Source organism: Nonomuraea sp. CA-218870 (assembly GCF_050936535.1).
Lineage (GTDB): Bacteria > Actinomycetota > Actinomycetes > Streptosporangiales > Streptosporangiaceae > Nonomuraea > Nonomuraea corallina.
On record NZ_JBNJMN010000001.1, the window covers coordinates 3847996 to 3867382 of the forward strand.

Annotated in this window: 14 protein-coding genes; 7 read left to right on the forward strand and 7 right to left on the reverse strand. The window is 73.6% G+C overall.

What is annotated here, in order from left to right; genetic code table 11:
* Window positions 1-38: 38 nt before the first annotated feature.
* From ACQEUU_RS18605 to ACQEUU_RS18615, 3 genes are all read left to right on the forward strand, one after another.
* Window positions 39-2474: a PEP/pyruvate-binding domain-containing protein gene (locus tag ACQEUU_RS18605; protein ID WP_433067593.1), complete on the forward strand. Its 2436-nt coding sequence runs from the start codon at window positions 39-41 to the stop codon at window positions 2472-2474.
* Window positions 2475-2561: 87 nt separating this feature from the next.
* Window positions 2562-4781, forward strand: coding sequence for a hypothetical protein (locus tag ACQEUU_RS18610; RefSeq protein WP_433067595.1), 2220 nt, complete (start codon window positions 2562-2564; stop codon window positions 4779-4781).
* A gap of 181 nt (window positions 4782-4962) precedes the next feature.
* On the forward strand, window positions 4963-5523 hold the full coding sequence (locus ACQEUU_RS18615) for a fasciclin domain-containing protein (protein ID WP_433067597.1): 561 nt from the start codon (window positions 4963-4965) through the stop codon (window positions 5521-5523).
* 48 nt (window positions 5524-5571) lie between these two features.
* Here the strand turns inward: ACQEUU_RS18615 and ACQEUU_RS18620 are convergent, their stop codons facing one another.
* Complete coding sequence (locus tag ACQEUU_RS18620; RefSeq protein WP_433067599.1) at window positions 5572-6909, reverse strand: PLP-dependent aminotransferase family protein; 1338 nt, start codon at window positions 6907-6909, stop codon at window positions 5572-5574.
* Window positions 6910-7032: 123 nt separating this feature from the next.
* On the opposite strand from ACQEUU_RS18620, the gene ACQEUU_RS18625 reads away from it, so the two are divergent.
* Window positions 7033-7677, forward strand: coding sequence for a LysE family translocator (locus ACQEUU_RS18625; protein ID WP_433067601.1), 645 nt, complete (start codon window positions 7033-7035; stop codon window positions 7675-7677).
* Between the two features lie 7 nt (window positions 7678-7684).
* On the opposite strand, the gene ACQEUU_RS18630 is transcribed toward ACQEUU_RS18625, so the two are convergent.
* The 6 genes from ACQEUU_RS18630 to ACQEUU_RS18655 all read right to left on the reverse strand — a co-directional run bounded on the left by ACQEUU_RS18630 (window position 7685) and on the right by ACQEUU_RS18655 (window position 14492).
* Complete coding sequence (locus ACQEUU_RS18630; RefSeq protein WP_433067603.1) at window positions 7685-8767, reverse strand: ABC transporter substrate-binding protein; 1083 nt, start codon at window positions 8765-8767, stop codon at window positions 7685-7687.
* Window positions 8768-8903: 136 nt separating this feature from the next.
* Window positions 8904-9206, reverse strand: a complete 303-nt coding sequence (locus ACQEUU_RS18635; RefSeq protein WP_433067604.1) for a hypothetical protein — start codon at window positions 9204-9206, stop codon at window positions 8904-8906.
* A 51-nt stretch (window positions 9207-9257) separates the two neighbouring features.
* Complete coding sequence (locus ACQEUU_RS18640; RefSeq protein ID WP_433067606.1) at window positions 9258-11060, reverse strand: IucA/IucC family protein; 1803 nt, start codon at window positions 11058-11060, stop codon at window positions 9258-9260.
* A complete protein-coding gene (locus tag ACQEUU_RS18645) occupies window positions 11057-11638 on the reverse strand; it encodes a GNAT family N-acetyltransferase (protein ID WP_433067608.1) in 582 nt (193 codons plus the stop codon). Before ACQEUU_RS18645 ends, ACQEUU_RS18640 begins: the two co-directional genes overlap by 4 nt.
* The gene (locus ACQEUU_RS18650; RefSeq protein WP_433067610.1) at window positions 11635-12933 is read right to left on the reverse strand and encodes a lysine N(6)-hydroxylase/L-ornithine N(5)-oxygenase family protein; all 1299 of its coding nucleotides are present in this window, start codon (window positions 12931-12933) and stop codon (window positions 11635-11637) included. The genes ACQEUU_RS18645 and ACQEUU_RS18650 overlap by 4 nt, the downstream gene beginning before the upstream one ends.
* Before the next feature lie 20 nt (window positions 12934-12953).
* Entirely contained in the window at window positions 12954-14492 is a 1539-nt protein-coding gene (locus ACQEUU_RS18655; RefSeq protein ID WP_433067611.1) for a pyridoxal phosphate-dependent decarboxylase family protein, read from the reverse strand.
* Between the two features lie 208 nt (window positions 14493-14700).
* On the opposite strand from ACQEUU_RS18655, the gene ACQEUU_RS18660 reads away from it, so the two are divergent.
* The 3 genes from ACQEUU_RS18660 to ACQEUU_RS18670 all read left to right on the forward strand — a co-directional run bounded on the left by ACQEUU_RS18660 (window position 14701) and on the right by ACQEUU_RS18670 (window position 19220).
* The gene (locus tag ACQEUU_RS18660) at window positions 14701-16791 is read left to right on the forward strand and encodes a penicillin acylase family protein (protein WP_433067613.1); all 2091 of its coding nucleotides are present in this window, start codon (window positions 14701-14703) and stop codon (window positions 16789-16791) included.
* The gene (locus ACQEUU_RS18665) at window positions 16781-17374 is read left to right on the forward strand and encodes a GNAT family N-acetyltransferase (RefSeq protein WP_433067615.1); all 594 of its coding nucleotides are present in this window, start codon (window positions 16781-16783) and stop codon (window positions 17372-17374) included. Before ACQEUU_RS18660 ends, ACQEUU_RS18665 begins: the two co-directional genes overlap by 11 nt.
* Before the next feature lie 151 nt (window positions 17375-17525).
* Window positions 17526-19220, forward strand: coding sequence for a SpoIIE family protein phosphatase (locus ACQEUU_RS18670; RefSeq protein WP_433071891.1), 1695 nt, complete (start codon window positions 17526-17528; stop codon window positions 19218-19220).
* Window positions 19221-19387 lie beyond the last annotated feature (167 nt).

Sequence of the window (19387 nt, forward strand, 5' to 3'; positions counted from 1 at the left end):
CGTAGGCTCGGAGCCGTCGGGCGCCGGAAGGATGCGGGATGGCCATCGTCGACCTCTCCGATGTGGACGCGGGCATGATCGAGCTGGTCGGCGGCAAGGCCGCCGGGCTCGGCGAGCTGATCCGGGCGGGCGAGCGCGTGCCCGGCGGCTTCTGCCTGACCGTCGACGCCTACGTCTCGCGCGACCTCCCGGCGGACGAGCTGGCCGCGGCCTACGCCCGGCTCGGCGGCGGGCGCGTGGCCGTCCGGTCGAGCGCCACCGCCGAGGACCTGCCCGACGCCAGCTTCGCCGGCCAGCAGGACACCTATCTCGGTGTCGAGGGCACAGGACCGCTGATGGACGCGGTCCGCGCGTGCTGGGACTCGCTGCACACCGACCGCGCCGTCGCCTACCGCGCCGCGGTGGGCGTCGCCGACGCCGCCATGGCCGTGGTGGTCCAGCGCATGATCGACCCCGTGGTCGCCGGCGTCCTGTTCACCGCCAACCCGGTCACCGGCTGCCGCGCCGAGATGGTCGTCGACGCCGCGCCCGGCCTGGGCACCGCCGTGGTCGAGGGCACCGTCGTCCCCGACCACTACGTCCTCACCCATGACGGGCCCGTACGTCCCGGCGGCGGCTGCCTCAGCCGGGAGCGGCTCACCGAGCTGCGCGAGACGGGGCGGCGGCTGCAGGAGCACTTCGGCGCGCCCCAGGACCTCGAGTGGGCGTTCGACGCCGGCGGCACGCTCTGGCTGCTGCAGTCCCGTCCGGTCACCACCCTGTTCCCGGCCCCGCCCGACACCGGCGACACGCGGCTCTACCTGGAGTTCGGCCACATCCAGGGCATGCTGAGGCCGATGACGCCGATGGGCGTGTCGCTGCTCAAGATGGCCGGCGGCCTGTGGCTCCGGTCCGTCGGCGCGAAGGTGGACCCGCGCGACCCGATGCCCCGGCTGGTCGCCATCGGCGGGCGGCTCTACTTCGACCTGACCGACTTCCTGCGCAGCAGGAGCCTGCGCACGCGGCTGGGGCCCTCGCTGGAGGTGTACGGGCCGCGCGTGCAGGGCGCGGTGGAGCGGATGCTGGACGATCCGAGGTTCGCGCCGCGGCCCGGCCTGCCGTTCCGCCTCGGCAGCGCCGTCGCGATGACGCTGCGCCTGGCCCCGGCCGCGGTCGCGGGCATCATCGGCAGCCTGGCCAGGCCGGCGGCGGCCCGGGCCAGGGCCTGCCGCGCCCTCGACGAGCTCAGCCGCAGGGCCGTGCCGCCGGCCGGGCCGGCCACGTCAGCCCAGCGGCTGCGCTGGGTGATCCAGGACTCCCACCGGGCGGTCATGAGCCCGGACATGCTGGGCCTGGTGTGGCCGCTGATCACCGGGATGATCGTCGGCTCGGCGCCGGCCGGGCTGCTCGCCGGCGTGGCCACGCGGGAGGAGCTGGACGTCGTACTCGGCGGGATGCCGTACAACGTCACCACCGAGATGGACCTGGCGCTCTGGAGGGTCGCCGACCGCGCGCGGGCGCACCGGGAGCTGTTCCTGCGCACCCCGCCGGAGCGGCTCGCCGCGCGGTACCGCGAGGGCGGCCTCCCGGACGTCGGGATGGCGGGCTTCCTCGACAGGTACGGCATGCGCGCGGCCGGGGAGATCGACGTCGGCGTGCCGCGCTGGGAGGAGGACCCTGCCCCGCTGTTCGCCACGATCGCGAACTACCTCCGCCTCGACGACCCCGGGCAGGCGCCCGACCGGCGCTTCCGGCAGGCCGCGGAGAGGGCGGAGCGGATGATCGGCACGCTGGCGCGGCGGGCTCGGCGGGAGAGGCCGGTCCTCGGCCGGCTCGCGGTGTTCCTCATGCGCCGTTCCCGCGAGCTGACCGGGCTGCGCGAGCTCGGGAAGTTCGCCTGGCTGCCGGCGCTGCGGGCGGCCCGGCGGGAGCTGCTGCTGATCGGGGCCGACCTGGCGGCGCGCGGCCTGCTGGAGCGTCCCGGCGACATCATGTTCCTCGACCTGCGCGAGGCCCTGTCGGCGGTGCTCGACGGCGCGGACCACCGCGACCTGGCCGCGGCGCGCCGCGCCGGGCACGAACGCGAGCTGCGCCGGCACACCGTCCCCGGCGCCCTGCTGTCCGACGGGACCGACGTGGAGGCGCTGGCCCCGCGCGAGCCCGCGGGGCCCGGGGTGCTGACCGGCATGGCGGGGGCGGCCGGCCGGGCCACCGGCAGGGCGCGGGTGATCCGCGACCCGGCCGGCGCGCGCGTCGAGCCGGGTGAGATCCTCGTCGCCCCCACCACGGACCCCGGCTGGACCCCGCTGTTCCTGACCACGGCGGGCCTGGTGACCGAGACCGGGTCGCCCGTGGCCCACGGCCCCACTGTCGCCAGGGAGTACGGCATCCCCGCCGTGATCTGCGTCCGCGACGCCACCCGCGAGATCAGGACCGGCCAGCTGATCACCATCGACGGCGCCGCGGGCACCGTGCGGATCGAGCCCGAGAGCTGACGCGTCCCCCGTCTCCCCGCCGGTCGTCGGCCGGGAGCCGCTCGGCTAAGTTGATCTCATGTCCATGCCGGCGATCCCGTCCCCGTCGTGACGGCCCTCGACGAGGCGGCCCTGCTGCGGGCCTGCCGCGCGGGCCAGGCCGTCCGGGCGCCGGGCGGGGAGGAACTCATCGTCGAGGCCGCCCTCGTACGCGAGCTGTGCCGGCGCGACCCGGCGGAGATCGACCCCCGCGGCCTGGTGATCGAGAGGGCCAGGATCACCGGGGCGCTCGACCTGACGGGCATGGCCGTCACCTTCCCGCTGCGGTTCGTGGGGTGCGCGTTCGACGAGCCGCTCGACCTGGACGGCGCCGACCTCCACCTGCTGGCGCTCGACGGCTGCACGATTCCCGGCCTCCTGGCCAACGGCCTGCGGGTGCGCCGCGACCTGGACCTGTCCAGGTCGCGGATCACCGGTGATCTGCGGACCCCCGCCAGCACCTCGTCCACCGCGGCCGTCTGGCTCTGCGAGTCCGAGATCGGCGGGCGGCTGCTCTGCCTGGACACGCTGATCGAGTCGGACGGCCGGGCGATCCAGGCCGACCGCATCGTCGTGGGCGGCACGATCCGGCTGCTGCACCGCTTCGAGGCCCGGGGGGCGTTACGGCTGATCGGCGCGCGGATCGCGGGGTCGCTGGACCTCACCGGGGCCAGCCTCACCCGCCCGCAGCAGGACCTGGCGCTGGACCTGGGGGACGCCGAGATCGGCGGAAGCGTGTTCCTCATCGACGACCAGGCCGGCAGACGGCCGCTGGTCCGCGGCCGCATCGACCTCGGCAACACCCGCATCTCGGGACATGTCCTGATCCGTAATGCCACGATCGACCCCACCGGCCCGGTCACCGGCGTCGCCTACAGCAGCGGCCGGAGCACCGGCACCGCCATCAGCGCCCCCGGCCTCACCGTCGGCGGACCTCTCGGGATCGAGGGCGAGTGCCGGATCAGCGGCGGCGTGGACCTGAGCATGGGATCGTTCAGCACCATCCAGATCAGCCGCGAGAGCACCTTCACCGTCCCCGGCGGACGCGCGCTCGACCTGAGCAACGCCGAGCTGCGGTCGGGGCTGCTCGTCGAGGCGGGCGCGACCGTCGAGGGCACGCTGCGCCTGGCCGGCGCCCACATCCGGGGCGACCTCACGCTGAGAGGCACCCGCTGGAGCCACCCGGAGGGCAGCTCCGCCGTCTCCGCCCAGGGCGCCGTGATCGACGGCATGGTGAACCTGCGCGGGGTGAGGACCACGGGAGGCAGGCTCGGCTTCCGCGCCGCGACGATCGGCGGCGTGGTCAACGCGCGCGACGCCCGGTTACGCAACCCCCGAGGCGAGGCGCTCTCCCTCGAACAGGCGCTCATCCGGGGGCCCATCCTGCTCGGCGCGGGTTTCGTCGCGGACGGCGAGGTCGTGCTCAACCGGTGCGCCGCGGAGGGCCGGCTCGACTGCGACGGCGGCACCTTCACCGCCGGGATCAAGGCCGTGTCGGCCACCACCCGCGAAGGCATGCGCCTGCGCTGGGCCGACGTGCCGCCGCGGGTCGACCTGACCGGCGCGTCCACCACGGTCCTCGCCGACGACGTGACCCGCTGGCCTTCGGACACGGCGATCTCCGGCTTCGTCTACGACCGCTTCGACGACGCCTGGGACTGGCGGCAGCGCCGCGACTGGCTCCGGTCCATGGACTCCTACGACGCGAGCCCGTACGAGCAGGCGGCCCGCGCGTTCCGCCAGCACGGCCGCCCGGTCGAGGCCGAGCACCTGCTCATGGAGCTGCGCCGGCGGGCTCCCCGGCGGGGCTGGATCAAGATCCGCGACGCGGTCTACGGCGTCACCGTCGGCTACGGCTACCGTCCCAGCCGGGTGCTGTGGATGCTCGGCGCCCTGCTCCTGCTCGTCCACGGCATGCTGCTCACCCCGTCGGTCCAGCAGACGATGCGCGCCACCGACCCGCGCGGCAACGTGTACGCGGCGGACGGCCGGCTGGTCACGGTCGAGGCCGCCACCCCGTCACCGGACGGCACCGTCACCGTGTCCGGAAGGGACCCCCGGCCGGGTCCGTGCGGCGACGGCCAGGTGCGCTGCTTCGACCCGCTCTTCTACACCGTCGACACCGTGGTCCCGCTCCTGTCCCTGGGGCAGCGGGCGACGTGGTACCCCGAGGCCCGCACCGGCGGCGGGTCGCTGGTGTCGACGCTGCTCAACGTGGCCGGCCTGCTGGGATGGCTGCTGTCCTCGGTGGTCGTGCTCTCTTTCGCCCGCCTCGCGAGGCCGGCGTGATCAGAACAGCTGTTCGTCCGCTATGGGTCATTTGCGGGCTTTTGGGAGAAGTCCGACTCGGAGATGAGAAGTGGCCACGGACACTGGTCCTGAAGGGAACCCAGGGCCCGGAACCTCGGGCCGCTCCGCGCCGTGACGCGGCTCGTCCGCGGACGGCTTCCAGCACTGCAGGGGGACCATCGTGAAAAGAACGCTTCTCGCGGCGGGCTTGGCACTGACCGCGACCGTGGCGGGCACCACCGGCGCCTTCGCCGTCTCGCCCGCGCCCTCACCCTCGCCCACCCAGAGCCTGGTCGGGCCGGGGTGCTCCGCGATCGAGAACAGCATCTCCGGTCTCGCCGACCAGCCGGTGGGGACGGCACTCGGCCAGGTGCCGGAACTCTCCACGCTGGCGGAGGCGGTGAAGCAGGCCGGCCTGGCGGAGCAGCTCAACTCCGCCGAGGACATCACCGTCTTCGCGCCCACCAACGAGGCGTTCGAAGCGATCCCGCAGGAGACGCGGGACCAGCTCATGAGCGACAAGGAGCAGCTCACCAAGATCCTCCAGTATCACGTGGTCGAGGGGAAGAAGGCTCCCGACCAGCTGACGGAGGGCCCGCTCACCACGCTGCAGGGCGGCGAGCTGACCGTGGAGAAGTCGGGAGAGACCTTCACCGTCAACGGCGCGACCGTGGCCTGCGGCAACGTGCCGACGCGCAACGCCACCGTGTACGTCATCGACCAGGTCCTGACACCCGAGTGACCTGCGGACCCAGGGGGCGCGACCGTCCGGATCGCGCCCCCGTACGGGTCATTCGGCGATCTGGTCGTCCGGCGTGGAGCGGGCGAGGTCGGCGAGTGTGGCCAGCGCCCGCGCCAGGACGTCCGCCGGCGGCGAGGCCAGGCCGAGGCGGACGGCGTTCGGGGCGCGCCGGCGACCCACGGCGAACGCCGCCGCCGGAGTGACCGCGATGCCGTGACGCGCGGCGGCGGCCACGAAGGTGTCGGCCCGCCACGGCGGCGGCAGCTCCCACCAGCAGGAGAAGGAGTGGGGATCGCTGTCCAGGGCGAACTCCCCGAGATGCCGGGCGACGAGCGCCTGCCGCGCGGCGGCCTCCCGCCGTTTGGCGCCGGCCACGGCGCCGACGACGCCCTCGCTCAGCCACCGGGTGGCGGCGTCCAGCGCGAAGCGCATCGGCGTCCAGCCGCCGGAGCGCAGCGCGGTCGAGACGCCCGCGCCGAGCGACGCCGGCACCACGGCGAACCCGAGCGTCAGGCCGGGGGCCAGCCGCTTGGAGAGGCTGTCGACCAGGACCGTCCGCCCCGGGGCCAGAGCGGCGAGGGGCGGCAGGTCGGGGCGGAGGAACGACCAGATCGCGTCCTCGACCGCGTACAGGTCCAGCCGGGTCAGCAGGTCCGCGAGCTCGGCCCGGCGGGTCACCGGCATGGTCCGCGACAGCGGGTTGTGCAGCGTCGGCTGGAGGTAGAGGGCGTCGAGCGGGGTCTTGCGCACGGCGGCCTCCACGGCCTCCGGGACCAGCCCGGCCGCGTCCACGGCCAGAGGCACGAGCGTGACCCCGAGCCGGCCCGCGATCGCCCTGACGACGGGATAGGTGAGCTCCTCCACGCCGACCCTCGCACCGGGCGCGGCCAGCGCGGCCATCGCCGCCGCGATCGCCTGCCGGCCGTTGCCCGCGAACAGCACCCGCTCCGGGTCCGGCCGCCAGTCGCCGTGGGCGAGCAGCTCGGCGACGCGACCGCGAGCCGGGGCCGTCCCGGCCGCGCCCACCGGCCCCAGGGACGACGCGAGCACGTCGGGACGCAGCAGCGGGGCGAGGCTCTCCGCCAGCAGACCCGTCTGCTCGGGCACGGAGGCGAAGTTGAGCTCCAGGTCGACCCGGCTGCCGGCCGGTTCGGCGAGCGCGGGGTCGAGGGAGGGAGCGGCGGCCCTGACGAACGTGCCGCGCCCCACCTCGCCGACCGTCAGCCCGCGACGGACCAGCTCCTTGTAGACGCGGGCGGCGGTGGAGGCGGCGATGGCGCGCCGGCGCGCGAAGTCCCGCTGCGTCGGCAGGCGGTCACCCGGCCGCAGCCTCCCGGCCGCGATCTCCGCCGCCACCTCGTCGGCCACCCGCCGGTAGTCGTCCATGCCGCGCCTCCCTCGTACTCGACGAAGTCAAACACAGGATTGCTCCGAGTGCAATTGAAGATATTGCACCGAGCTGACTAGCACGAATACCGTCACTTCATCGAAGGAGCGACGGGGGTTTCGATGATCGAAGAGAGTGCGGTCCTGGGCGTGGCCGCGATCGCGCTGGGCATGGTCCTGTCACCGGGCCCGAACATGATGTACCTGGTGTCGCGGAGCATCAGCCAGGGCCGCCGGGCCGGGATCATCTCCCTGGCCGGAGTCGCGGCCGGCTTCCTCGTCTACCTGGTGGGCGCCAACCTGGGCCTGGCCGTGCTGTTCGCGGCCGTGCCCGAACTTCTCACCGCGATCCGGATCGCCGGCGCGCTCTACCTGCTCTGGCTCGCCTGGAAGACCGTCAAACCCGGCGGCGCGTCGGTCTTCGCCGTCCAGGACGTGCCCGCCGACCCCCCGCGCCGCCTGTTCGCCATGGGGCTGATGACCAACCTGCTCAACCCCAAGATCGCCATCCTGTACGTCTCGGTCATCCCGCAGTTCGTCGACCTCGGCCGCGGCGACGTGCTGCTCCAGGGGATCCTCCTCGGCGGCTGCCAGATCGCGGTGGCGGTCTCGGTCAACCTGGCGATCGTGCTGGCCGCCGGGGCCGTCGCGGGCTTCCTCGCCCGCCGCCCGGCCTGGCTGCGGACCCAGCGGATCACCATGGGCGGCCTGCTCGGAGCGCTGGCCGTCATGCTCGCCCTCGGCTCGACCGGGAGCGCCGTCGTCTGACTCCGGCTCAGCCGGCGCGCAGGATCCGCAGCCGCCCGGGATCCGCCGGGTCCCGGTCGACCACCTGGACGGGAGCCCAGGCCCACTGCCACACGCCGATGCCCGGCTCGCGGGAGAACCGGATCGGCCCGCGCGTGCCCTCGACCTCGACGCGCCGCCAGCCCTCCGCGATGCCCACCCGGTCCACGCCGTGGGAACGCAGCATCTCGGCGAGAACGGCGACCGTGTCGTACCCCTCGAAGGCGACGAAGGACGGCGCCGCGCTCAGCCGCTCACGCAGGGCCGTCTCGACCCGCGCCCCGAGCGGCCCGGGACGGCCGGGCAGGTAGCGCAGGAACGGGATCGCGGCGCCGTCCCCGCCCAGCGAGGTCGCCCACGAGGGGAACTCCGGCTGCCCGGCCGGCGCGCCGATCATGATCCCGGAGAGGCGCGCGTCGCGGCGGACGGCCCTGACGAGCGGCACCGCCGGTTCCGGATGGCCGGCCAGCAGAAGGAGAGCCGTCGCGTGGCCGCCGGCCAGTTGGTCGCACACGGCCGCGGGGCTGAGCGCGCGCAGGTCCAGCTCGGTGACGGAGCCGCCGCGGGGAACGAGGTGGTCCCGCAGGACGCGGGTGCCGGACGACCAGTAGACGCTCGGCTCGGCCGCCACGGCGATCCGGCCGTGGCCCGCGCCGAGGAGGAAGTCCGCGTAGATCCGCCAGCCGTGGGACTGCGCCGGCGCGATCCGCGCCACCCACCGCGTCGGCTGGTCCGTGAGCGTGTCGAGCACCGCCGACGAGCAGAGGAACGGCAGGCCGAGCGCGTCGGCCCTGGCGGCGACCGCGCGGGCCACGACACTGTGGTACTCCCCGGCCAGGGCCGCCACGCCCAGGCCCGCCAGTTCGTCGACGGCCGCCGCGGCCTTCACCGGATCGGCGGCGGTGTCCCTGACGACGAGGTCGAGCGGTCTTCCGCCGATCCCGCCGGCGTCGTTGACCTCGCGGGCGGCCAGGTCGAGCCCGGCGAGCAGGTGCCGGCCCGCCTCGGTCCAGCCTGGCCGGGTGAGCGGCACGAGGACGCCGATCCGGACGGCTCCTGACGGCGTGTGCATGCCCTGGCGTCTCCCGTACGATCCGATGGCGAATGGCCCGGATCGCACAGTATCGCCCGTGACCGGGCACGGCGGCCACGGCGGCGTGGCCGGGTCGCCGGAGGGTCCGGCGACCCGGCGTCACGCGGCAGGGTCGTCAGCAGAGGTCCGCGCCGTCGAAGGTGCGCGGTCCCCGCCCCACCTTCGAGGAGATGGTCCTGCCCCGGTCGACGGTGCGGCAGGAGCCGTCGGTGCCGCGCGCCCACTTGATCTTCAGCCGGAGCCTGCGGCCGCAGTCGTTGCGGGCGTAGCCGGTCTTGGTGACGGTGCCCTTGGTCTGCCAGACGGCCACGCACGAGGGCGCGTTGCCCGCCGGAACGGCGGCCACGGCGGGGCCGGCGGCGGTGAGGATGCCGCCGGCGGCGGCGCAGGCGAGAAGAGTGCTCGTGAGACGGCGCACAGGGTCCCTTTCGGCCGGAGGACTGGAACCCTTCGATTTGTAGCCGAACCGTTACGGAGAGTCAACGAGCCGAGCGCCGGTGATCGGGTTCGCCAGGTCGCCGACCAGCTGGAGCGCGGCCGACGGGTCGGCCAGGTCGACCATCTGCCGGTTGTTCCGCAGCTGCAGCCGGTTGAGGCAGGACAGCGGGAACGTCTCGGCGAACAGGTCGTAGCGCTCGAACCTGCCGGCCAGGTGCGGGACGGACGCCTGGTAGTCGGCGGCGCACTCGGCCACCGTCCGCCAGAAGGTCTCCTCGTCGAGCACGCCGTCGGCCGCCAGGACGTCGCACAGGAAGCGGAAGAAGCAGTCGAAGACGTCGGTGAAGATCGACAGCAGCTTCATGTGCTCCGGGATCTCCGCGCGGACGCGGTCCACGCCCGGCGGGAGCGGCGCGTCGGGGTCCATCACCACGATCTCCTCGGCGATGTCCTTGAAGATCACCCGTTCCACCGTGCCGCCGTCGAGGACCAGGATGACGTTCTCGCCGTGCGGCATGAACGCCAGGTCGTAGGCGTAGAAGCTGTGCAGCAGCGGGGTGAGGTAGGCGTCGAGGTAGCGCCGCAGCCACACCTCGGGCGCCAGGCCCGACCGCTCGGCCAGCGCGCCCGCGAAGGACCGGCCCTCGTCGTCGACGTGCAGGAGCGAGGCCATGGTGGCCGTCCGCCGCCCCGGCTCCAGGCCGGGCACCGGGCTCTCCCGCCACAGCGCCGCGAGCATCTTGCGGTACGGCGAGTACCTGTCGGTGGCGGCCTCGTACTGCCGGTGCCGGTAGCCGACGGCGGCCCGCTCGCGCAGGATCGTCAGGCGGGTCGCGCGCAGGACCTCGTCCCCGGCGACGAGGCCGGCGAGCCAGTCGTTGATCGCCGGCGTGGCCTCCATGTACGCGGCCGACAGGCCCCGCATGAAGCCCATGTTCAGCACGGACAGCGCGGTCTTCACGTAGTGCCTGGAGGGGACGGTGGTATTGAAGAAGGTGCGGATCGACTGCTGGGCGAGGTACTCGTCGTCGCCGGGGCCGAGGCAGACCAGGCGCCGCTCGGCGAGCTCGGCGGCGAAGGTGACCGACAGCTTGTTCCACCACTGCCAGGGGTGGACCGGGATGAGCAGATGGTCGGCCAGGTCCAGCCCCAGCTCGGCCAGCGTGCCGGCGAAGCGGCCGAGCAGCTCCTCGCCCAGCTCGCCGCGCATGAGGCTGTCGTGGTCGAGGTCGGCCGAGCAGGTGAAGGTGGCGTGGTCGCGGTGCGCGGCCAGCCAGATGAGCCGCACCGGGCGCGCGGCCTCGGGCGCGTACGCGTGATAGTCGTGCACCCCGTAGCCGATCCGGCCATTGCCGGCCACGAAGCACGGGTGGCCCTCGGTCATGCCGGTCTCGATCTCCTGGAAGGACGCCTTGGCCAGCTCGGCGGCGCCGATCCGCGGCTTGGTGAGCTTGTAGGCGGCGCTGGACAGGGTGGAGCCGATCTCCTCCAGGTAGACGGGGAGGACCTGGTCGCTCAGGCCGAGCGTGCGGCGCAGCTCGACGCAGAACGCGATCGCGTCCAGCGGCAGCTCGGTTTCCCCGTCGGGGGACACCCGGTGCCGGGTGATGCTGCCGGCCTCTATGCGCCAGTGGTCGAGCGGCAGGAGGGTGGCGGTGAAGCGGTACTCGACCGTGCCGTCGTCGCCGCGGACGGCGTACCGGCCGTCCCCGAGCGGCTCCGGCGTGAGCAGCCGCTCGTGGGCGAACTCGGACAGCGCCTTGCGGACCAGATGGCGGTTGGCGCGGGCCCAGTTCTCGGGCGTCAGGTGGGCGACTGCCTCACGGGGGTTCACGCGGTCACTCCTCGGGCTGCTCGGGTCGCGGAACGGAACCGGTCACGGGTGCAGACGCTGAGCAGCGCCTCCTTCTCCGGCTTGGTGACGGGGCCGACGACCTCGAAGCCGACGGCCGCGTTGAGCGCGTGCACCGCCCTGTTGCGGACGTCGGGCTCGACCACGACGCGCCGCGTGGCCGGGTCGCTGAAGAGCAGCTCCATGACGGTGGTGATCACGGCCAGGGTGAAGCCGTGGACCGGGGTGTCCGTGGGCGCGCACAGGAAGTGCATGCCGACGTCGCCCTCCTCGGCGTCGTACAGGCCGGCCAGCTCGACGTGGGCGGGGTCGTACCGTTCGGCCAGGAAGGCGGGCCGGCCGTCGGCCAGCCCGAGGAAGGCGTCGTGGTGCGGGTCCGCCTCGATCCGGCGGTACTCGGCGACGACCCGCGCCAGGTCGGCGTCCTGCATCATCCAGAACGCCGCCTTCGGGTGCGTCACCCAGCCGTGCAGCAGCTCGGCGTCGGTGCCGAGGTCGAGCGGGCGCACCGCCAGCTCCCCGATCCGCTCGTCCGTGCGGGTGAAGACGATCTCACTCATGCGATGACGCCTTCCGGCGCGCCGAACTCCTGGAAGGCGACGGCCTTCTCGATCGGGTAGTACTCGCGGCCGAGCAGCTCGCGGATGATCCACGAGTTGCGGTACGGGCCCATGCCGAGGTCGGGCGAGGTGACGCTGTGGGCGTGGGTGGCGCCGTTCTGCAGGAAGACGCCGCGGCCGGTGACGTCGATGCTGTAGTTCCTGGCCACGTCGAAGCGGCCGTGGGCGTCCCAGCGGATGCGGTCGCGTACGGGCTCCAGGAAGGCGGGCGCCCGGTACCTGTAGCCGGTGGCCAGGATCAGGCCGTGGGTGCGCAGCGCGAAGTCGCGCCCCTGCTCGGCGTGCCGCAGCCCGAGCGTGTACTCGCCCCGGCCCTCGTCGTAGGAGGCGCTGGTCAGTGTGGTGTTCGTGAGCAGCCGGGTGGGGATCGGGCCGGCGACGGTCTTCTGGTAGAGCAGGTCGAAGATGGCGTTGATCAGCTCGGCGTCGATGCCCTTGAACAGCCCCTTCTGCTCCTCCTCCAGCCGGTAGCGGGTGTCCTCGGGCAGCGCGTGGAAGTAGTCCACGTACTCGGGAGAGGTCATCTCCAGCGTCAGCTTGGTGTACTCCAGCGGGAAGAACCTCGGCGACCTGGTCACCCAGGTGAGCCGGTAGCCCCGGGCGTCGATGTCGCCCAGCAGGTCGTGGTAGATCTCGGCCGCGCTCTGGCCGCTGCCCACGAGGGTGATGCTCTCCTTGTCCTGCAGCGCGGCCCTGGCCCCGAGATAGTCCGCGTTGTGGATGAAGTCGCCGCCGAGACCCCGGCAGGCGTCCGGGACGTACGGCGGGGTGCCGGTGCCGAGGACGAGGTGGCGGGCCCGGTGCTCGGCCGTCTCCCCGGTGCCCGTCCTGACCGCGCGGACCGTGTAGAGCCCGTCGGCCTCGTCGTACTCGACGGAGGTCACCTCGTGGCCGAAGCGGACCCCGGGCAGCCGGGCGGCGGCCCAGCGGCAGTACGCGTCGTACTCGCTGCGCAGCTGGTAGAAGATCTCGCGGATGTAGAACGGGTAGAGCCGCCCCGACTCCTTCAGGTAGTTGAGGAAGGACCAGCGCGAGGTGGGGTCGGCCAGCGTGACGAGGTCGGCGATGAACGGCGTCTGCAAGGTGGCGGAGCCGAGCAGCATCCCCGGATGCCAGTCGAAGTCCGGCTTGCGCTCCAGGAACAGGCCGTCGAGCTCCTCGATCGGCTCGGTCAGGCAGGCCAGACCCAGGTTGTACGGTCCGAGCCCGATCGCGATGAAGTCGTGCGTGGACATACGGTTCCTCCGGTGAAGAGTCAGGCCTGGCCGCAGGTCTCGAGTGAGGCGTGGCCGGTCACGTACCGGCTCGCGTGCCCGGCGATGAGCTCGACGACGTGCGCGATGTCGTCCAGCGTCGTCTCCGGGTTGAGCAGGGTGAACTTCAGGTAGTGCCGGCCGTCGACCTTGGTGCCGGCGACGACGGCCGCGCCCGAGGCGGCCAGCGCCTCGCGGGCGTACAGGTTGGCCTCGTCGGCCAGCTCGCGGCCGGGCCCCCGCGGAGGCAGGTAGCGGAAGACGACGGTGCTGAGCTGCGACTTGGCGACGACCTCGAAGCGCGCGTCGGCGGCCAGCAGGTCCCAGGCGCGGGAGGTGCGGTCCACCACCTCGTCGAACAGCTCGCCGATCGCGTCCGGGCCCATGACGCGCAGCGTCAGCCACAGCTTGAGCGCGTCGAAGCGGCGGGTGGTCTGGATGCTCTTGTCGACCTGGTTGGGGAGGCGCCGCCCGGCCGTGCCGGCGGGGTTGAGGTAGTCGGCGTGGTAAGTCGCGTGCCGCAGCACGGCGCCGTCGCGCACCAGCAGGGCGCTCGAACTGACGGGCTGGAAGAAGGACTTGTGGAAGTCCACGGTCACCGAGTCGGCGCGCTCGATGCCGTCGAGCAGGTGCCGCCGGGTGCGCGAGACCAGCAGGCCGCAGCCGTAGGCGGCGTCCACGTGCAGCCACGTCCCGGCCCGCGCGCACAGGTCGGCGATCTCGGGCAGCGGGTCGATGGTGCCGAAGTCGGTGGTGCCGGCCGTGGCGACGACGGCCATCACGACCAGGCCCTCCCGGTGGCAGCGGGCCAGCTCGCGGGCCAGGGCCGCGGGCCGCATGCGGCGGTCGGCGCCGGTCTCCGCGGTGATGACGGCGTCGGGGCCGAGGCCGAGGAGCTTGGCCGCTTTCTGGACGCTGAAGTGGCCGGCCTCGGAGGCGATGACGCGCAGCCGGGGCAGCAGGTCGTGCCTGGTCCGAGAGGAGCACCCGAAGGCCTCCTCGCGGGCGAGCAGCAGGGCCTGGAGGTTGGACTGGGTGCCGCCGCTGGTGAAGACGCCGTCCGCCTGGGGGCCGAACCCTGCCCGTCCGGCCGTCCAGTCGATGAGGCGGCGTTCGATCAGCGTGCCGCCGGCGCTCTGGTCCCAGGTGTCGAGCGAGGAGTTGACGGCCGTGAGGACGGCCTCGCCGAGCAGGGCCGGGATGACGACGGGGCAGTTGAGGTGGGCCAGGTAGCGGGGGTGGTGGAAGTAGACCGCGTCGCGCAGGTAGACGTCCTCCAGCTCGTCGAGGGCGTCGGCGGGGTCGTGCAGGGGGTGTTCCAGGTCGATCGCGGAGATCTCCGGGGCGAGCAGCGAGGGCGAGATCCCGCTGAAGGGCCGGTCGGCGCGGGCGATCCGGGCGGCGACCCGGTCGATCCCGGCGGCCAGCGCCTGCCGGTAGCGGTCCATGGTCGCGTTGTTGAACAGGTGGCGCCTGGCGTCCGCCGGTCCGGCCGCGACGGCGGCCGGCGGGACATCGATGGCGTGTCCCCGAAAAGTCATGGTCAGTCCTCAACGGTCGTTGGAGTTAGGTTAGGCTAACCTAACTTAGAGCTGATCATGGCTCCCCAGTGGCCCTCGCCTCAAGGCTCGGGAGGGGGTTTTGCATACAAGGGGAACTTCTGCACCGCAGGCACTTAGGTTAACCTCACCTAAGTGGCGGGGGTGGATCGTTATTTAGGTTAGCTTTACCTTACTTAGCGAGGTATCCGTGGGCATCCAGATCTTCCGGGACTCCTGGGGCATCCCGCACCTGCGCGCGGGCGACGCCCTGGAGCTCGCCCACGCCCAGGGCCGCACCACCGCCCTCGACCGGGCCTGGCAGATCGAGGTCGAACGGCACCGCTCGACCGGCGCCACCGCCGCCTTCCTCGGCCCCGCCGCTGTCGGCTGGGACCGCTTCGCCCGGCAGGTCCGCCTCGACGACACCGCCCGCCGCTGCTACCACGCCCTCGACGACGACACCGCCGCCTGGGTGCGGAACTACGCCGACGGGGTCAACGCCGGGCTCGGCGCAGGGGCGCGCCGGGCGCCGGAGTTCGCCGCCACCGGACTGGCTCCCGGCCGATGGGAGCCGTGGACCCCGCTGGCCGTGTGGCTGTCGCACCACATCCTGTTCGCCGGGTTCCCCGCCAAACTGTGGCGTGAGGCCGTCGCCCGGCGGCTCGGCGCCGGCGCGATCGGGCTCTTCGCGGCCGACGGCCTCGGCGCCGGCGGCAGCAACGGCTGGCTCGTGCCCGGCGACCGCACCGCCACCGGGGCCGCCCTGCTCGCCGGCGACCCGCACCGGTTCATCGAGGAACCGGGCGTCTACCAGCAGATCCACCTGTCCTGCCCGGAGTACGACGTCGTAGGACTGGCCGTGCCCGGCGTCCCCGGCATCGCCCACTTCGGGCACACCGGCGCCGTCGCCTGGGCGATCACCAACGCCATGGCCGACTACCAGGACCTCTACGGCGAACGGCTCCGCCGCCGGGGTGAGACGGTCGAGGCGTACGGGCCGGACGGCTGGGAACCGGCCTCGGCCCACCTGGAGAGCGTCCAGGTGGCGGGCGCGGACCCGGTCGAGGTCGAGGTGATCGAGACCGCCCGCGGGCCCGTCATCCTCACCGGCGACTCCGCCTGGGCCGCCCCCTCCGGCGGTTTCGCGCCGGGGGAGCCGGCGGTCAGCCTGCGGTACCCGCCCCGCGTACGGGCCGGGCTGGGGTTCGAGGCGCTGCCCGCGCTGCTGCGGGCCAGGACCGTGGACGACGTGGACCGGGCGTTCGACCGCTGGGCCGAGCCCGTCAACGTCGTGCTGGCCGCCGACACGGCCGGCGGGCTGCTGCACCGCGTGGCGGGAGCGGTCCCGATCCGTCACCCGGCGAACGGCACGCGCGTCGTCCCGGCCTGGGAGCGGGAGCACGAGTGGCGGGGATGGCACGACCCGATGCCCCGCGCGCCGGTCCGCGGCCTCGCCGTGACGGCGAACGAGCGGGGCCTGTCGGAGCCCCTGGGCGTCGAGTTCGCCCCGCCGCACCGGGCCGACCGGATCCGCGAGCTGCTGGAGACCGCCCCCGCGTCCCGGGCCTGTTCGGCCGGGGACCTGGCGGCCGTCCACACCGACACCTTCCTGGCCTCCGCCGCACCCCTGCTGACGCTGCTGGCCAAGCTCGACGGCCTCACCCCCGAGGCCGCGCGCCTGCGCGACCGGCTGCTCGGCTGGGACCGGCGCATGGACGACACCAGCACCGGCGCCGCGGCCTACGCGGCGGTGCGTGCGGCCGTGGCCCGCCGGCTGGCGGCCCACCCGGCGCTGGCGGTGCTGGCCGAGCCCGCGCCGTGCCCAGAGCTCTTCAGGCCGTGGCTCGCCCTGCTGCCGAGAGTGGCGTACGCGATGGAGACCCTGCTGACCACCGACCGGCTGCCCGGCCTGGACCAGGCCGAGCTGGTACGGCAGGCCGTCGAGGAGGTGGCGGCGGCCGGAGGGACGCCGGTGGCGTGGGGCGAGACGCACCGGCTCGCGGCCTGGCGGGCGCTGCCGGTGGACGGCGAGGGGCCGGGGGCGGGCGGCGACCACGACTGCGTGCTGGCCACCTCCAGCGTCCCTGGCGTCACCGACCACTTCGCGCGCGGGCCGGCCGCACGCTACGTGTGGGACCTGGCCAGGCGCGACGACAGCCTGTGGGTGGTCCCGTTCGGCGCCTGCGGCGTGCCCGGCGACGCCCACAGCCGCGACCAGCTGCCGCTGTGGCTGCGCGGAGAGCTCGTGCCCGTGATCACCGACTGGAACCGACTCACCGAGGAGCGGCATGTCCACTGAGATCCCCACGCCCCCCGCGCGCCGTGAAGCGGTGCACGAGCAGGTCATCGACGGCTTCGGCGCCGTCCGGGTCGTCCCGCTGGACCCGGCGGCCGACCTCGACGTGATCTACCCCTGGGTCACCCAGGAGCGGGCCAGGTTCTGGGGCATGCTCGGCGCCACCCGCGAGCGGGTGCTGGAGCTGTACGCGTTCGTTGACACCCTCGACAGCCACCACGCCTTCCTGCTGTACCGGCAGGACCGGCCGGTGGCGCTCTTCCAGAGCTACGACCCGGAATCCGACCCGGTCGGCGAGTGCTACCAGGTGCGGCCCGGCGACCACGGCCTCCACCTCCTGATCGGCCCGGTCGCCGGTGAGCCGGAGCCCGGCTTCACCGGCGCCCTGCTGACCGTGTTCCTCACGTACCTGCTCGCCGACCCGAGCCGTAAGCGGATCGTGGCCGAACCCGACGCGCGCAACGACAAGGCGATCGCCCGCCTGGTGCGCGCCGGCTTCGAGCCCGGCCCCGAGATCGACCTGCCCGGGAAGCGGGCCCGCCTGGTCTTCCTCAGCAGAGAGACGTTCGAACAACGCCTTCGGTGACCCGGCCGGCGTGATCACCGCCGTCGCGCACTCCCGACCGGGTACGGACCCGGCCGAACCGGTACGTTACCTCTTCAGGGTGGAGACGATCGATGATCGGTCGTGGACGCCCTGGTGAGGGTAGGAGCTGCGGCAAGGAGGGAGTGCCGTGATGCGGGTGCCGGAGGACGCCATGGAGTCGTCGCCGGGCGCGGGGGAGCGCTGGTGGGACCGGTGCGACGCGGGCGTGTACCTCGTGGACGCCCAGGGGCGCATCGTCGTGGTCAACGCCCAGGCCGAGCGGATGCTCCGCCGGTCGGCCGGCAGCCTGCTGGGCCGGGACGCCCATGACCTGCTGCACCGGGGCGACAGCGGCGAGCGCCTGCCGCGGAGCCGGTGCGTGATGCGCCAGCCCCTCCTCACCGGCGGCACCGCGCAGGGCGAGCGCGAGTGGCTGGAGCGCGGCGACGGTTCGCTGCTGCGGGTGTCCTGGCTGGTGACCACCTGCCGGGTCGGCGGGGACCCGGACGGCGCGCTGATCCTCTTCCACGAGGTCGGCTCCCCGGTGCGTGAGGAGGAAGGCGTGCGGATCGCGACGGGCTCGCTGTCGGAGCTCGACAGGCTGGCCCTGCTCGCGGAGACGACCACGACGCTCACCTCCAGCCTGGACGCCGGCGAGACGCTCCGTCAGCTCGTGCGCCTGGTGGTGCCCCTGCTGGGGGACTGGGCGGTGATCGACCTGCTCACCGAGGAGGGCGGGGTGTCGCGCGCCGCGGTGGTGTGCTACGAGAACGGCGACTGGACGCACCGGGAGGACCTGGAGGGCCCGATGCCGCCGGTGCCGCGTGGGTCCTCGATGCCGCTGTCGCGGGCGCTGCGCGGTGTCACGGCCGCGCTCGCCGGCCCCGAGAACTACCAGGGTCCTCCGGACGCGGACATCGCGCTGATCCAGCGGGAGCTGTTCCGGGTGACGGGCATGCACTCGGCGTGCATCGCGCCGATCCGCGGGGTGCGTGAGGCGGTCGGGGCCATGACCCTGGGCCGCTCGGCGCGGCCGGAGCCGTTCACCACCGCTGACCTGCTGCTGGTCGAGGACATCGCCCGCCGGGCCGGGCTGGCGCTGGACAACGCCCGTCTGTACGAGCGGCAGCGGCGGGTGGCGGAGACCATGCAGCGCCATCTGCTGCCGCAGCTGCCCCGCGTGCCGGGGGTGGAGATGGGCGCGTGCTACCTGCCCGCGCCGCGCGCCTCCCAGGTCGGCGGAGACTGGTACGACGCCTTCGTGCTGCCCGGCGACGTGATCGGCCTGGTCATCGGCGACGTGGTCGGCCACGACCTCGACGCGGCGTCGGGGATGGCGCAGGTCTGCAACATGCTGCGCGCGTACGCGGGGGAGGGCGAGGAGTCGCCCAGCGTGATCGTGGACCGGCTCGACCGGGCGGTGACGCGCATCGCCGAGGACACGATGGCCACCGTCGTCTACGCCCGGCTGGAACGTCCGGAGAGCGGGAAGTTCCGGCTGCGCTGGACGAACGCCGGCCATCCGCCGCCGCTGCTCGTGCAGGACGACGGGCGGACCCGGTTCCTGGAGCAGGGCGGCGGGCCCCTGCTCGGCACCGGCCTGCGCCCCCGCCGGGCCGACGCCTGCGTCGACCTGCCGCCCGGGTCCACCGTCGTGATGTACACCGACGGGCTGATCGAGTCCCCCCGCCATTCCCTGGACGAGGGGATGGCGCGGCTGAGCCGGCAGGCCCTGGCGCTGGCGCACCGGCCGTTCGGCTCCCTCTGCGACGCGCTGCTCGCGGCGGTCCGCCCCGAGGACAACGACGACGACGTGGCCATGCTCGTGGTGCGCGTCCCCGGCTGACAACGCAGAGCTTTTCGCACATTCGACCGTGAACTCCCCAAAGGGATCTTTACCTCCTCTGGTCCGACCAGTAGCCTCAGTGCACTCAGTAGCGCTCTCACTCCCTAGCCGAACCAGCCCCACGACCCCCGGCACCCCGTCCCCACGGGGTGAGCTTCGGGCACGGG